We start from the raw sequence: 16104 nt of genomic DNA on the forward strand, positions 1-16104 counted from the left end.
TTTCAGAATTTCTTTGAATTAATTAAACTACTTTTTGAAGTTTTTGTTTTTTTAAGCGAAAATTACCATTGAAGGACTTCTTCTTGTAATTCACATCGTTCAGCTCAATTTCCAAGCCTTTGCTCAATGCATTTTGTTCGAAATCCTTGATTACGTCAATAACATCCTTGTCAATAAATTTACTTTTCTGACCATCGATGACCACCGACTTAACACCCTTTGGTAAGTTGTATAGCTTCTGTTGGATAGGCGCTTTGTTTAAGAATGTCACTTCTTCAGCAAGCGTTAGAACCGCAGTATCTGTATCTTCTTTCTGAACGATGTTGAACTGATATGCATTCGTCATGTTCGCTTTCAAGATATAGAAGGTTGCTACCACGATACCAATACCTACTCCAGTTAACAAATCGGTAAATACTACCGCTGCAACTGTGACGAAGAAAGGAATAAATTGATCCAATCCTTTTTTGTAGATCTGTTTGAATAAAGCTGGCTTCGCCAATTTAAAACCTGTGTGCAATAAGATTGCAGCTAAACCAGCCAATGGAATCAAATTAATGATAGATGGAATAGCTAAGAGAGCTACTAATAACCATAAACCATGTAGGATAGCCGACTGTCTAGTACGTCCACCAGAGTTTGCATTCGCCGAAGATCTTACGATAACCGAAGTCATTGGTAAACCACCTAATAAACCACTCGTCATATTTCCTATACCCTGTGCTACTAACTCTCTGTTTGTAGGAGAGTTACGCTTGAATGGGTCGATCTTATCAACCGCTTCAATACTCAAAAGCGTCTCTAAACTCGCGATAATGGCGATAGTAAATGCAACTACCCATACCTCTTGATTAACAATCTGCGTGAAGTCAGGGAAGATAAATAAGCCCTTGAACTCTGCAAATGAAGATACTACAGGAATGGACACAAAGTGATCTGGATTCAATGCGAAAGAAGTTCCTTGAAATGCAAATCCTAATCCAACGCCTAGAATCACAACGATTAGAGGAGCAGGGATTTTGTTCAGCTTCTTAATATTCGGCCAGAAAATTAATACAGCTAGTGATAATAAACAGATGATTGTTGCTCCCCAGTTTACACTAGAAAATATTGTGTTTGTGAAAGCAGCAATACCGCCGCCATCTTCCACTTCGAATGCATGTGTTTCGGTCATACCAAAAGCTAATGGAATTTGCTTAAGGATAATCGTAATACCGATAGCAGCCAGCATCCCCAGAATAACTGAAGAAGGGAAATAGTTACCAATCATACCGGCTTTGATGACACCTAATACCAATTGGATAACGCCCGCCAGCATAACAGCTAGTAAGAATGTTTGATAAGCACCTAGTTGGGTGATCGCACCTAATACAATAACGGTTAATCCTGCCGCAGGGCCACTAACACTTAGTGCCGACCCGGAGATCGATGCGACAACTATACCACCAATGATTCCCGTTAAAACACCTGCAAAAAGAGGCGCTCCAGAAGCCATGGCAATTCCTAAACAGAGTGGCAATGCCACTAAAAATACTACAATACTTGCGGGGAAGTCATATTTTAAGTCTCTTTTCGATAATTTGAGAAAAGCAGACAAACGTGTTCCTAACATAATAAAAATAACTTTTTAAAATTCAACATTTAACGATGTAATAATCGCCAGTACAGCCATTAAGACCTAGCAAAGTAGCATCAGAAAGGCGATTTAAAATAAAATGGATGTTGAATTACGCGTTAGGAGGCGGTGTAGGAACGCGTGGATGAAAGGCACAGATCGTCCTTTCATTTTTAAGGTAATGTTTCGTGCGTCCAGTGTTTTCTACCGTTGGATTGAAGCTAAGGAAATCCATAGCATCAGGTTTGAAAATCTTGATACTGTGCTCATGCAAATCTTCGTTGTTACTGTTATTGCCTTTCGCCGTGTTCTCAATTTCTAATTGCATCACGACTTGCAAAACAGTTCCTCGGTCTAAGACGTCCACAAAAATAGGCGTCATGCTAATCAGCATCTTCGTGAAGAAGATGAAGAAGCATAATTTCGCTGCTATTATGCGCTGTGTTTTAGAAAAGAAATGAGTCTCTGCAATCATAAACTTCACAAAAATAAAATTAAATTTTAAAAAATCACTTTTTTTGGAATTAAATTGTGAAATGATGACAAAACTATGTATTTAATCCTGATTGGCTAACAATTTGTTAATATTAGAAAACTACTTAAGTTTATAATTAGAATATTATCTTTATTTATTGAGTGCATTACCTGAATAAAAATCTATGATAACACAACCGTTTATCGACAAAATTACCGCTTCTTATAGCCCTAAAGGGCCATTTATACAATTAGGATCAGGTATCCTAAATGGAGAGGTTGTTACCGCTGCCAAAGTAAATTTGGCGCTAAAGATGATGAACCGCCACGGTTTGATCGCTGGTGCAACCGGAACCGGTAAAACCCGAACGCTACAACTCATGGCCGAACAGCTTTCGGATGCTGGTGTTCCTGTTTTAATGCTCGACGTCAAAGGCGATCTCTCGGGATTAGCAGAACCGGGAAAAACAAACGACGCATTGATCGAGCGCGGAAACGCCGTGGGTATTCCTTTCGAGCCTTCCAGTTTTCCTATCGAATTATTTTCACTAAGCGGTAAGCTTGGTGCCCCAATGCGTGTCACGGTAGAAGACTTTGGTCCTGTGCTTTTGTCCAGAATCCTGGACTTGAATGATACACAGTCCGGCGTATTGAGTGCGATCTTCAAGTATGCCGACGATAATCAGTTGCCGATTGTAGACTTTCAAGATTTAAAGAAACTGCTGAGCTACCTATCTGAGGGCCCGGGTGCGGAGGAAATCAAAGCCGATTACGGAAAGATCAGTTCGGCATCGGCGAGTACTATTCTTCGGAAGATCGTCGCTATCGAGCAGCAGGGTTTAGAACATATCTTCGGCGAAAAAGAGTTCGATATCAATGATCTATTTGGTAAAGTTGATGGAAAAGGCGTTATCACACTGCTGAATATTTCCGATATACAAGATCAGCCCTTGTTGTTCTCTACTTTCCTGCTTAGTTTGCTAGCACAGCTTTTTAAACATCTACCAGAGGTCGGGGATCTCGATAAACCCAAATTAGTATTCTTCTTCGACGAAGCCCATTTACTATTTAACGACGCCTCTAAGGCTTTCTTAACACAGATTGAACAGATCGTCCGGTTGATCCGATCGAAGGGCATAGGCGTGTTCTTTTGTACTCAGGCAGCGACGGATATCCCCGAGAGTGTATTAGGACAATTAGGAAATCGCGTACAACATGCTTTGCGTGCCTTTACTCCGAATGATGCAGAGAATCTTCGCAAGACGGTAAAAACCTATCCAAGATCTGATTTTTATGAGATCGATAAAATATTGACCTCCTTAGGTACGGGTCAAGCCCTAGTTACGGTATTGAACGATAAGGGTATCCCTACAGAAGTAGTAGCAACCCATCTCGTACCTGCACGAGCAGTAATGGGGCCGTGCAGCTCGCAATTGTACACAGAACTTGTCAGCGGTTCAGATTATGCAAGTAAATATCAGGAGCGCGTAGAGCGACGTACAGCAGCAGAGATTATAGATGAGCGTATGGCGCAGTTCGAACAGCAACAGGCGACGGAAGCTGCGCGCAAAGAGCAGGAGAAAGCCAGCAAGTCTAGATCGTCTTCCAGCTCCAGAAGGCAGACCCCGCTAGAGGCGGCACAAAACCAAGCATCCCGCACCTTAGCACGCGAGGGCTCCAAGCTATTAGGGAAGATAGCAACGGGAATCCTAAACGCGATCTTCAAAAAGAAATAGATAAAATACTATATTTGCAACGCTATTAAAATACTAAACATAAAATAAGATAATTATGGGAAAACCTACTTTGGTAGTTCTGGCAGCAGGAATGGCTAGCCGCTATGGTTCATTAAAGCAAGTAGACGGATTCGGACCACACGGCGAAACGATTATTGATTACTCCATTTATGATGCTATTAGAGCCGGTTTTGGAAAAGTAGTATTTATTATTCGCGAAGAATTCGAGCAGGTAATGCGCGAGAAATTCGACAAGAAACTAAATGGCAAGATCGAGGTAGATTATGCCTTCCAAGATTTCAACTTAAAGAAATTCGGTGTTGACCGTGAAATTGAACGCACAAAACCTTGGGGAACTGCCCATGCGGTAATGAGCGCTAAAGATAAAGTAGATGGTCCATTCTGTGTAATCAACGCAGATGACTTCTATGGCTACGATGCCTTCAAAAAGATGGCAGATTTCCTGACCAACGATGTCAATGATACCCACATGTCTTTGATGGGCTTTGAATTAGGCAATACGATGTCAGACTACGGCTATGTATCTAGAGGTGTTTGTGAGGTAAATGCTGAAGGACATATGGATTCTGTTACAGAACGTGTTAATATTTTCTATAAAACTGACGATGCGGGCAACAAGAAAATCGTATTTGAAGAAAACGGTGTAGAAACTGAATTGCCTGCTGATACGCGTGTTTCGATGAACTTCTGGGGCTTTACTCCAAAAGTATTTGATATCGCGTTATCCCTATTCCCTAAGTTTGTTGAAGAGAATGGCGATAATCCTAAATCAGAATTCTTTATCCCTACCATTCCAGATTACATGGTGAAAGAAGGATTAGCAGATTACCGCGTCATCCCAACTTCTTCAAAATGGTTCGGAGTAACATACATGGAAGATAAACCAATCGTTCAAGAAAGCATCTCTAAATTGGTTGCTGACGGTGTTTATCCTGAAAAACTATTCTAAGAAATCTTGGATATATCAATATTCAATGGCAGGTTCAAAAACCTGCCATTGTTTTTTCTGAAAGTCTCTGTTTTCAAAGGCCATTAAGAATTCGCATCCCTATTGCTGTTTCAACCGAAATATGAAAGTTTTCACAGACCATCAACAACTTTCCTCCCGATTCATGATTCACTGGAATCATGGATATTTTTTTTACATCAATTTCCCGATATTAGCAGCATATCCATCGAACTATGAAGCGATTTATGCTAACTATCCTTTATATCCTACTTGGTCTAATTGTATTCGCGGGGCTCTATTTCGGAGCCGATGCAATCCTATCCCGTATTCCATCGCCCAAGTCACAAAGCATATCGCTTCCGCTCGAAATTGAAGCCTATGTGCTTTCCAATGGCGTGCATACCGATATCGTATTGCCCATTAAAAACGATCTCCAAGACTGGACTAGCGTATTTCCAATAGAAAATACCAAGGGTAAAAATCCCAATCAACCCTACGTATCCATAGGCTGGGGCGATAAAGGCTTCTACCTCAATACCCCCGAATGGAAAGACCTAACCCTTAAAACAGCCCTCATCGCCGGAATCGGTATAGGTGAAACCGCATTGCATATCACCTACTATAACCAAATGGTTGAAAACGATCTTTGCCACAAAGTAACCATCGATCGCTCCCAATACAAAGCCCTGCGCGACTACATCCTCGCGGCCCTAGACACAGACGCCGACGGAAAACCAATCCTCATCCAAACAAACGCCCAATACGGCCAAGACGACGCCTTCTACGAAGCCAAAGGTGCCTACAACCTATTCTTCTCCTGCAACACCTGGACCAACAAAGCCCTCAAAAAAGCCAACATGCCAAGCGGCATCTGGACGGTATTTGATAAAGGAGTTTTGAGACATTACGAAAAGTAGATTTTAGACATTAGATATAAGACATCAGATGTTAGGCAGAAAGAAGTCTAACATCTGATGTCTTATGTCTAATGTCTCATAAATAAAAAAGGCTCGATTCAACTGAATCGAGCCTTTTTTATTTTATGAATTGTTTTTTTATTTCACTTCTTCAAAATCTACATCTTGCACATCATCTGCGCCGCCTTGGTTTCCGCCGTTGTTGGCTTGTTGTCCGGCATTGCCTTGCGCTTGCTCTTGGCCTGCGCCTTGTTGAGATGCTGCGTACATCTCTTCAGATGCAGCGTTCCAAGCGTTTTGTAACTCAGTAGATGCAGTATCGATGTCTTCAAAGTTTTTAGCAGCATGAGCAGCTTTCAATTTCTCTAAGCCTGCTTCGATAGGTGCTTTTTTGTCTGCTGAGATCTTGTCGCCGTATTCTTTCAATTGTTTTTCGGTAGAGAAGACCAATGCATCAGCAGAGTTCAACTTATCAACTTCTTCTTTTACTTTTTTATCCGCTTCAGCGTTAGCTTCTGCTTCTTGTTTCATACGTTTTACTTCCTCGTCTGATAGACCTGATGAAGCTTCGATACGAATGTTTTGCTCTTTACCTGTAGCTTTATCGATCGCTGATACTTTGATGATACCGTTGGCATCGATATCGAATACTACTTCGATTTGAGGGATACCACGTGGAGCAGGAGGGATGTCTGTCAGTTGGAAACGTCCTAATGTACGGTTCTGTGCAGCCATCGGGCGCTCACCTTGTAACACATGGATCTCTACAGATGGTTGGTTATCTGATGCTGTCGAGAAAACCTCCGATTTACGTGTAGGGATTGTTGTGTTAGACTCGATTAATTTTGTCATCACACCACCCATTGTTTCGATACCTAATGAAAGTGGAGTAACGTCTAATAATAATACATCCTTAACCTCACCAGTTAATACACCACCTTGGATAGCAGCACCTAATGCTACAACCTCGTCAGGGTTAACGCCTTTTGAAGGCTCTTTTCCGAAGAATTTCTTAACCGCTTCTTGGATTGCAGGGATACGTGTAGAACCACCTACCAAGATAACCTCATCGATATCTGAAGTGCTGAAACCAGCGTTTTTCAATGCTGTACGGCAAGGCTCGATTGTACGCTCTACTAATGGAGCAACTAAGCTTTCAAATTTAGCACGTGATAAATTACGAACTAAGTGTTTGGGACCTGTTGCATCAGCAGTGATGTATGGTAAGTTGATCTCCGTAGATGTTGTGCTTGATAATTCAATCTTCGCTTTCTCAGCAGCTTCTTTCAAACGTTGCAATGCCATCGCGTCTTTCTTCAAGTCGAAGCCATTGTTTTCGTCAGCAAATTCTGCCGCTAACCAGTTGATGATTGCGTTATCGAAGTCATCACCACCTAAGTGTGTATCGCCATCAGTAGATTTTACTTCAAATACACCGTCACCTAATTCTAACACTGAAACGTCATGTGTACCACCACCACAGTCGAACACAGCGATTTTCATGTCTTTGTTTGCTTTGTCAAGACCGTAAGCTAAAGCTGCTGCCGTAGGCTCGTTGATGATACGTTCTACTTTTAAACCAGCAATCTCACCAGCTTCTTTGGTCGCTTGACGCTGCGCATCGTTAAAGTATGCGGGAACAGTAATTACTGCGCGAGATACCTCTTGTCCTAAATAGTCCTCTGCAGTTTTCTTCATCTTTTGAAGAATCATCGCCGAGATCTCTTGAGGAGTATATTTACGGTCGTCAATTTCTACACGTGGTGTATTGTTGTCGCCCTTTACCACTTTATATGGTACATGTGAAATTTCATTTTTTGCCTCGTCAAATGAGGTACCCATAAAACGTTTAATGGAATATACCGTTTTGTGTGGGTTAGTGATAGCTTGACGCTTTGCAGGGTCACCAACTTTACGCTCGCCACCATCTACAAATGCTACAATCGAAGGCGTCGTACGTTTCCCTTCGTTGTTTGCAATAACTACCGGTTCGTTACCTTCCATTACAGCAACACATGAGTTGGTAGTTCCTAAGTCGATTCCTATAATTTTTGACATATCTTATTTATATTTTCTTATTTACTATTTTACGTTGTTAATTTCTCTATACTCATCAACGCTTATGCCAAAGGATTGTTTTCACCTTTTATCCGACGAAATCATCCATTCCGACAGTTAATTGTCATGGTTCTGTGACAATATGTCATTGCAAGCCCCGTTTGACCGCCTGAAATCGGTCATCTTTACCTCATATTGCAACAGGAGAACATGACCTTCGTCAGGTTTTTTCTGAATTATATTATTATTCTGTACTTTTGATGAAAAATAATCCAACATGAATTTTGATGAATACCAGAGGTACTTCGCAGATATTTTAGAAAACACAGAGAAATACGAAGTCTACCACAATGATGCTGAATACCTAAATTACACCAAGTTAAATTGGTCGAGAATGAACAGATGGTTAAAGAAATTCGAACCATCGGAAGAGATGAAAGCATGCATTCAGCGTATCAAAGATGAACAACATTGGATTGTAATCACCGAACCTTGGTGTGGTGATGCGGCACACTCCGTAGCCCAAATTTATAATATTGTCAAAGACAATCCTTTTATCGATTTAGACATACAACTCCGCGACACCGAGCCATTCCTTATTGACGAATACTTGACCAACGGCGGTAAATCCATCCCTAAGTTAATTATCCGTAATGATGTAGGTCATGACAAAATCGTGTGGGGACCACGTCCTGCCGCGCTGCAGGCCATCTTCGAAGAGATGAAAGCAGAAGGAAAACCTTTCCCTGAAATCAAAGAAGCCATCCAACGTTGGTATAACGACGATAAAGGCGTCGAAATCCAAAAAGAATTGCAGGAAGCGCTGAAGGAATATTAGGGTTTAGATTTGAGATATTAGACATTAGATATTAGAACTGTATAGTTCAGAAAGGGCCTTGGAAACAAGGCCTTTTTTTGTGCGGTTGTATTCTTTCGTTCTTTATCTCTTTATTTCTTTCTTTCTTTCTTTCCCCCTTACTTACACTTTTGTACTCTCATTGATGTTTTTTTGAACGTCGGTTCAAAACAAACTCTAAAATCAAACTCTACAACCGCAATCGGTCTAATGTCTAATATCTAAACCCCAACTACTACAAAGACCCCTTGTAAACCCAATACATAACCCTTTCACTTCCCTTTCAAACCCAATCGCGAGCGGGTTTGAAAGGGGTTTACATGGGTTCTATATGGAGTATAACCTGAACTTGTCTTTGCGTTATTTCCAAGATTCTCTTACATTTATCTATCATTTATCATTCAGCTATACGCCTATGAATATTGAAGAGCTTCGCGACTATTGCATTGCACAAAGAGGCACCACAGAGGAGACACCTTTTGGGCCGGATACCTTAGTTTTTAAAGTGATGGGCAAAGTATTTTTGCTGGTTGGGTTAGATCAGGTTGAAGACCTCACTTTCAATGTTAAGTGCGATCCGGAATATGCGGTGGAACTGCGCGAGAAATACGAACATACAGTAAAACCGGGTTACCATATGAATAAGAAGCATTGGAATACGCTGTATGCAAATCGGCAGCTTACGGATGCTGAGCTTTTTCGGTTGATTCAGCATAGCTATGATTTGATCGTGCAAGGGCTTCCGAAAAAAATAAGGGAAGAATTGGAGAGCTAAGGGCTTGTTTACAACGAAGTAGCACATACCGAATGTAAAGAATCTGTTTGATTGGGAAATCTACCTCTGGTTTCTACAAGCTTTCCTCCTTATTAATACTATCTTTGCCGCGGTTATTACCTGCCCATCAGGTATGCCGATTTTATTAACAATACAGTATTATAATGATTTACTCAAAACTTTGGCTTATTCCCATTGGGATTTTGCTTTTTCTATCAAGTTGTATTAAAGACGAGGCCAAGAACATGGAAGCGGATATCGTTTCGGTGAATGTTCCTGACAGCGTCATCAACACGAAGCCGATCATCAACAATCGCAATGTCGTTATCTACATTAAGCAAGGTGCGATCGACTTAAAGAAGTTTGCGTTCGAATTCGAATTGACGCCAGGGGCGGTATCTGTTCCTGCATCAGGCAGCGAACAGGATTTTACAGCGCCCGTTGCTTATGAAGTTACCTCAGAAGATGGCAAGTTCACGAAGACTTACCATGTTTCATTGATTGAATCTTCTGTGCCGTCGAATTTCGACTTCGAACTTTTCGGGCAGGATGAGAAGAAGAAATGGATCTATTTTTATGAAGAGGTCGAGGGGATGCAACAGAGTCTATGGGCATCGGGCAACTCGGGCTTCGCCTTTACGGCGGGCAACAACCCTACAGAGCAATCTTACCCTACGCAGTCGACAATCGATGCGAAATATGTGGTGAGTGGCGAGCATGCCCTATACTTAGAAACAAAGTCTACAGGCTTCTTGGGCGGACTTGTTAAAAAACCGATTGCTGCGGGCAACCTGTTTATCGGTTCGTTGTTCAGCAAGTCTATAGTTGAAATCGAAACGCGCTTTGGTTTGCCATACAATAAGGTGCCGGAGACATTCGAAGGATTCTATAAATATGAGCCGGGCGCTAAGGTTATCAATGCGCAGGGGCAAACCGTGGATGTGACGGACGAGTGCGATATCTATGCAGTATTCTATGATCGCGTTGCTTTAATGAAAGGCACTGCCAATGATGATGTCAATCCGGGGCGTACTTGGTTAACAGATACTGACGTTAAGAACAGTCCATATATCGTCGCTATAGCTCAGGTGAAGGAAACAGGTAAAACCGATGGCGACGGCATGGTAAAGTTTACTGTACCTTTTGAGTTCAAGAAAGAATTTAATCGCGCGGAGGTGGATGCCTTCCGATATAATATTGCTGTAGTGTTTTCTGCAAGTAAGAATGGTGCTGTTTTCCAAGGAGCAGTGGGTAGTAAATTAATTGTAGACAACGTAAAAATCAACACGAAGTAATGAATAAGCTATATAAAAATATTAGATACGCGGTTTTAAGTTTTTGTGCTTTGGTACTTGCTAGCTCGGCTTCGGCGCAGGTTCAAGAGCCTGGTAAATTGAGTTTGGATGTTGAAGTCGGAACAAAAATCGGCGGTGCGGCTCCATTGAGCATGCCGGTCGAAATTCGCGAAATCAAAAGTTTCCGTCCTGCTATGCCTTTTTTCGTCGGTGCGAAGGCAAACTACGCGATCGATCAGCATTGGGGCGTACGTGCAGGCTTGGTTTTGGATGGCAAGGGGATGAAAACAGAGGCGAATGTGAAAGGATATAAAACGACATTCAATGCTGCCGAGGATCCTTCAGAAAACGTAAGAGGGTACTACTATGGTGATATTTCCACGAATGTAGAAAATCTGTACCTCACGGTTCCTTTGCAGGCGACTTATCAATTTGGCGAGCACTGGAATGTGCAGGCGGGCCCTTATGTTTCTTTTGCAGTCATGAAGAAATTCTATGGAGAGGCAATCGAGGGATATATGCGCGATGAAGAACCGACAGGTGAGAAAATCGGGATCAACAATACCGCCTATGATTTTAAGAACAGTATCAGAAATGTCGATGTGGGAATGAGCTTGGGAGGAAAATACAGTTTCACACAACGCTACTATGCTTTGGCTCAGTTTGATTATGGTTTCAATAGCATCATGAAAACAGGCTTTGAAAGCATCAGTTTTAATATGCATAATATCTTCATGAATATAGGCGTGGGAATGCGCGTATTTTAGTGAAAAAGCAAATACATGAAAAAGGGGCAGTCTGATAAAGAAAGCCCCTTTTTTATGAAAATGTCTGTTGAAAATGGATTACATTTTCAATCCAATTTCTCTAAGTCTTTCGTCTAGATACTGTCCTGCCGTATAATCTTCGTATGCTTTCGGGTGTTCCGCGTCGATACAAGAATCTAAGCTCGCTAAACTCATGCTTGCTTTCGGATGCAAGAAGAATGGAACCGAGAAACGTGATGTACCCATCAGTTCTCTTGGCGGATTCACCACACGGTGGGTTGTCGATTTTAATTTGTTGTTTGTTAAACGTTGCAACATATCGCCTACGTTCACCACAATGTCCTTACCTTTTGCACGGATTGGGAACCATTCGTTGTCCTTCGTTAATACCTCTAGTCCGTCAGCACTAGCGCCAATCAATAGCGTGATCAAGTTGATATCCTCATGGGCACCTGCGCGAACAGCCTCCGGAGAGATAGCATCAGGGTTTTCAATAGGGAAGTAGTGTATAGCACGAAGAATAGAATTTCCGTTGATGACGTACTTTTCAAAGTAATCTTCGGGCAATTCAAGGTATGTCGCAATTGCTTTCAACAAATTACGACCAGCTTCTTCAAGTTTCTTGTAGATTTCTGATGTCGCGGCATTGAACTCTGGAAGTTCCGTAACTTCCGGGTTGTCTGGGAAATCAGCTTTCGAATATTCCTCGCCAACGATGGTTTGTCCGCGTTGCCAGAATTCTTTTAAGTCTGGAGTAGTGGAGTCCTTGGCTTTTTCTCTTCCTTTGGAAGTATAGCCACGTTGGCCTGCTAGTTCAGGAAATTCATATTTGCGTTTGATTTCTTCAGGCTGTCCGAAGAATTTCTTTACGCTGTCATAAAGACTATCGATTAGTTCGTCCGAAAGGCCGTGGTTGGCAATGGTCACAAAGCCTGTTTCGTTAAAGGCTTTGCCTAAATCTTGCACAAACTGAGCGCGTTGCTCGGCTGTACCCGCGGTATAGTGCGTTAAGTCTAATCTTGGGATATTTACTAATGCCATGTTAATTTTATTTGAGTACAAAGTTAATGTATTAAAAAGCGTAAAAATACGTTTGCTGTTTATAACCGGTTTTAAAAACAGCTTAAAGATATGGTTTTCAATGGGTAAAAGTTTTCCACATTTTGAAAACATAGTCTTTATTTGGGCTGTTCTCCTAAAACTAATTCATCTATGTCAAAGATTTATTAAAAAATCACAAAAGAGTTTGTTTTTTAAAATCAATCTGTTAAATTTGTTATGCTTGCATAATAAATATTAAAGAAGCGTCCCAACTATGAGCCAAGATAACACGATAGATTATTTTTTGAAGACAGCCTGGCAAACGGTTGCAAACAAATATAATGTCATTGCTTCGCAGCATGGCTTCACTCAAGCCGCTGGATATATTTTAATCAATATCCACCGTGAGGGTACTCCGGTTTCGCAGATTGCTAATTCCACGGGCGTGAAGACCACGTCTTTATCTCGCGTTTTAAATAACCTGGAAAGCCTAGGTTTTATTTATAGAGAGACGAGCGATACGGATAAGCGTTCGGTTAAGGTTTATTTGACCGAATTGGGCAGAGAGAAGCGCGGTATTGCGAAGGATGTGGTAAGAGAGTTCAATGAGTTTTTGAACAATTCTTTTACCGACAGAGAACGGACAACATTGATCAAGGCATTGGCGAAGATCAATGAATTAGCATTAAACTATGCGCCAGAGAAAAAAATAGCGCAGACAGTAATAAAATAGAAAAACACAAGATATGAATAGAAATATTAAGAAAGTAGCTGTATTAGGATCCGGAGTAATGGGGTCACGAATTGCTTGCCACTTTGCTAATATCGGTGTGGAGGTATTGTTGTTGGACATTGTTCCACGTGAGCTTTTACCGGCCGAAGAGGCCAAAGGCTTAACCTTCGAAAGTCCATTGGTTCGCAATCGTATTGTGAATACCTCTTTGGACACGGCAATCAAGTCGAACCCTGCGCCTTTATTCAGCAAGTCTTTTGCAAAGCGCATCTCTACGGGTAATTTTGAAGATGATATGTACAAGATTGCTCAGGTAGATTGGGTTATCGAAGTCGTGGTAGAACGTTTGGATATCAAAAAATCGGTATTCGATCAGGTTGAACAATACCGTAAACCGGGCACATTGATTACTTCGAATACTTCGGGTATTCCAATTCATTTGATGGAAGAAGGTCGCTCAGAAGATTTTAAAGCACATTTCTGTGGTACCCACTTCTTCAACCCCCCACGCTATTTACAACTATTAGAAATTATACCTACACCTAACACGAAAAAAGAAGTTGTTGATTTCTTGTTGGAATTCGGCGACAAGATGTTAGGCAAAACGGTGGTATTGTGTAAAGATACACCGGCGTTTATCGGTAACCGTATCGGTGTTTACTCCATGCTTGCCTTGACGCATTTGGTGGAGAAAATGGACTTGACGGTAGAGGAGGTCGATAAATATACAGGCCCAGCGATGGGGCACCCTAAATCGGCAACCTTCCGCACGGCAGATGTTGTAGGTTTAGATACCTTGGTCAACGTGGCCAATGGTTTAGCGCAGAATGCGCCTGATGATGAGGCGAAAGGCGTATTCCAACTGCCATCGTTTATCACCAAAATGGTAGAGAACAAATGGTTGGGCGAGAAAACTAAAAAAGGATTCTATGAGAAAGTGAAGGATGCGAGTGGAAACTCCGAAATCCTCTCTTTGAACCTGAAGACTTTTGAATATGGTACACAGCAAAAGGTTAAATCTTCGACTTTAGAAGCTACCAAAGCTGTTGAAGATATTCGCAAGCGCATGAAGGTGTACGAGCAGGGTACAGATAAGGCTGCGGAATTATTCCGTGCGATGCATTACCCATTGTTCGAATATGTTTCAAAACGTGTTCCTGAGATTACCGACGATTTCTTCCGTATCGATGACGCGATGCGTGCTGGTTTCGGTTGGGAAATTGGTCCGTTTGAAGTATGGGATGCTTTAGGCGTACGCGAAACAATAGAGAAAATTAAGAAGGAAGAGAAACGTCTTCCGGGCCAAGATGGCGAAGTTGCTCACTGGGTACACGATATGTTGGCTTCGGGATTTGAATCTTTCTATAAAGTTGAAAACGGTGTGCGTCATTTTTATGATATCGCATCGAAATCATACAAGCCAATCCCAGGTACCGAAGACTTGATTGTATTAGACCATATTCGCGATACCAAGACGATCTGGAAGAACTCTGGGGTGTCGATCATCGACTTAGGCGACGGCATTATCGCTTGTGAGTTCCACACGAAGATGAATACCATTGGTGGCGATGTTATTCAAGGATTGAATAAAGCAATCGACCTAGCGGAAAAAGAATACCGCGGATTGGTAATCGGTAATGACGGCAAGAACTTCTCTGCTGGTGCGAATATCGGGATGATCTTCATGATGGCGGTAGAGCAAGATTACGATGAGCTGAACATGGCGATTCGTATGTTCCAAAATACATCGATGAGAATCCGTTATTCAGCGATTCCGGTTGTTGTGGCGCCATTCCAGCTGGCGTTAGGCGGTGGATGTGAGTTCTCTATGCACGCTGACTTTGTTCAGGCACATGCAGAGACCTACATGGGACTGGTAGAATTCGGTGTTGGTGTTATCCCTGGTGGTGGCGGTTCGAAAGAGTTCGCATTGCGCGCTTCAGACGAATACAAAGACGACCAGATTACACAAAACACCTTGAAAGATCGCTTCCTGACCGTTGGTCAAGCTAAAGTATCTACTTCCGCTGTTGAAGCCCACGAGTTAGGATACTTGGAGACCGGAAAATACGCGATCACGATGAATCGTGCGCGCCTCTTAGCAGACGCGAAAGCAAAAGCGATAGAACTAGCGGATGCAGGTTATATACAACCCGCACCAAGAAATGACATTAAAGTTTTAGGTAACCAAGGATTAGGTATAGTCTACGTAGGAGCATCCTCGATGCGTGCCGGAAATTACATCTCCGACCACGACAAGAAGATCTCCGAGAAACTAGGCTGGGTAATGTGTGGTGGCGATTTATCAGCCCCAACAGAAGTATCCGAGCAATACCTCTTGGACCTAGAAAGAAAAGCATTCCTCGAACTTTGCGGCGAGCGCAAAACGTTGGAGCGTATTCAGCATATGTTGACGAAGGGAAAGGCACTTCGGAACTAGTGAATAGATTTTAGACATTAGACTGTAAGCTGGCAATAGAATAAAATGCATAACCTGAAAGAGATCAAAGTTTGGAAGAAAGCGATCAAGCTGGCTACAGAAATCTATCTTGTAGTTTCTGATTTTACAAAAGGAGAAAAGTTCGGGTTATCGAATCAAATTAAAAGGTCAGCAGTATCAATTGCTTCGAATATAGCGGAGGGCGCAGGGAGGAATTCAAATAAAGAGTTCGGGCAGTTTCTCAGTATCGCAAATGGTTCTTGCTATGAACTTTTAACGCAAATCACGATTGCGTCGAAGCTAGGTTTAATGGAAAAATCAAAGTCTGAAGAGATATGCAAAAAGATCGTCGAGATTCAAAAGATGATCTATGGTTTTAAAAAGAAATTGAAAAAAGAGGTTTGATTCTTTACAGCGGAGAAATTCT

General features: G+C 41.9%; 14 protein-coding genes. 10 read left to right on the plus strand and 4 right to left on the minus strand.

Features of this window, described 5'->3' with window-relative positions; all coding sequences use genetic code 11:
* Positions 1-22: 22 nt before the first annotated feature.
* Positions 23-1612, minus strand: coding sequence for a SulP family inorganic anion transporter (locus DSM08_RS02805; protein WP_149524718.1), 1590 nt, complete (start codon positions 1610-1612; stop codon positions 23-25).
* A 115-nt stretch (positions 1613-1727) separates the two neighbouring features.
* Positions 1728-2099 carry a hypothetical protein gene (locus tag DSM08_RS02810; RefSeq protein WP_149524719.1) on the minus strand — a complete coding sequence of 124 codons (372 nt, stop codon included), beginning with the start codon at positions 2097-2099 and terminating at the stop codon, positions 1728-1730.
* Between the two features lie 175 nt (positions 2100-2274).
* Between DSM08_RS02810 and DSM08_RS02815 the strand changes: the two genes are divergently transcribed.
* From DSM08_RS02815 to DSM08_RS02825, 3 genes are all read left to right on the plus strand, one after another.
* Positions 2275-3825 (plus strand): helicase HerA-like domain-containing protein, encoded by a 1551-nt coding sequence (locus DSM08_RS02815; protein ID WP_149524720.1) that lies wholly within the window; start codon positions 2275-2277, stop codon positions 3823-3825.
* Between the two features lie 55 nt (positions 3826-3880).
* Positions 3881-4795: a sugar phosphate nucleotidyltransferase gene (locus tag DSM08_RS02820; RefSeq protein ID WP_149524721.1), complete on the plus strand. Its 915-nt coding sequence runs from the start codon at positions 3881-3883 to the stop codon at positions 4793-4795.
* 233 nt (positions 4796-5028) lie between these two features.
* On the plus strand, positions 5029-5712 hold the full coding sequence (locus DSM08_RS02825; RefSeq protein ID WP_246172426.1) for a TIGR02117 family protein: 684 nt from the start codon (positions 5029-5031) through the stop codon (positions 5710-5712).
* A gap of 138 nt (positions 5713-5850) precedes the next feature.
* On the opposite strand, the gene dnaK is transcribed toward DSM08_RS02825, so the two are convergent.
* On the minus strand, positions 5851-7770 hold the full coding sequence (dnaK, locus tag DSM08_RS02830) for a molecular chaperone DnaK (RefSeq protein WP_149524722.1): 1920 nt from the start codon (positions 7768-7770) through the stop codon (positions 5851-5853).
* 277 nt (positions 7771-8047) lie between these two features.
* Here dnaK and DSM08_RS02835 point away from each other — a divergent pair, with 277 nt between their 5' ends.
* The 4 genes from DSM08_RS02835 to DSM08_RS02850 all read left to right on the plus strand — a co-directional run bounded on the left by DSM08_RS02835 (position 8048) and on the right by DSM08_RS02850 (position 11463).
* On the plus strand, positions 8048-8608 hold the full coding sequence (locus DSM08_RS02835; protein ID WP_149524723.1) for a thioredoxin family protein: 561 nt from the start codon (positions 8048-8050) through the stop codon (positions 8606-8608).
* A gap of 433 nt (positions 8609-9041) precedes the next feature.
* A complete protein-coding gene (locus DSM08_RS02840) occupies positions 9042-9401 on the plus strand; it encodes an MmcQ/YjbR family DNA-binding protein (RefSeq protein WP_149527627.1) in 360 nt (119 codons plus the stop codon).
* Between the two features lie 164 nt (positions 9402-9565).
* Positions 9566-10696, plus strand: a complete 1131-nt coding sequence (locus DSM08_RS02845; RefSeq protein ID WP_149524724.1) for a PCMD domain-containing protein — start codon at positions 9566-9568, stop codon at positions 10694-10696.
* Positions 10696-11463 (plus strand): outer membrane beta-barrel protein, encoded by a 768-nt coding sequence (locus DSM08_RS02850; protein ID WP_149524725.1) that lies wholly within the window; start codon positions 10696-10698, stop codon positions 11461-11463. Before DSM08_RS02845 ends, DSM08_RS02850 begins: the two co-directional genes overlap by 1 nt.
* Positions 11464-11541: 78 nt before the next feature.
* Here the strand turns inward: DSM08_RS02850 and DSM08_RS02855 are convergent, their stop codons facing one another.
* Positions 11542-12504: an isopenicillin N synthase family dioxygenase gene (locus tag DSM08_RS02855; protein ID WP_149524726.1), complete on the minus strand. Its 963-nt coding sequence runs from the start codon at positions 12502-12504 to the stop codon at positions 11542-11544.
* 274 nt (positions 12505-12778) lie between these two features.
* On the opposite strand from DSM08_RS02855, the gene DSM08_RS02860 reads away from it, so the two are divergent.
* Genes DSM08_RS02860 through DSM08_RS02870 form a run of 3 tightly spaced genes read left to right on the plus strand, consistent with a single transcriptional unit; the run spans position 12779 to position 16082 of the window.
* Complete coding sequence (locus DSM08_RS02860) at positions 12779-13237, plus strand: MarR family winged helix-turn-helix transcriptional regulator (protein ID WP_149524727.1); 459 nt, start codon at positions 12779-12781, stop codon at positions 13235-13237.
* Between the two features lie 13 nt (positions 13238-13250).
* Positions 13251-15677: a 3-hydroxyacyl-CoA dehydrogenase/enoyl-CoA hydratase family protein gene (locus DSM08_RS02865; RefSeq protein ID WP_149524728.1), complete on the plus strand. Its 2427-nt coding sequence runs from the start codon at positions 13251-13253 to the stop codon at positions 15675-15677.
* A 45-nt stretch (positions 15678-15722) separates the two neighbouring features.
* Entirely contained in the window at positions 15723-16082 is a 360-nt protein-coding gene (locus DSM08_RS02870) for a four helix bundle protein (protein WP_149524729.1), read from the plus strand.
* Positions 16083-16104: the final 22 nt, after the last annotated feature.

The organism is Sphingobacterium hotanense, assembly GCF_008274825.1.
Lineage (GTDB): Bacteria > Bacteroidota > Bacteroidia > Sphingobacteriales > Sphingobacteriaceae > Sphingobacterium > Sphingobacterium hotanense.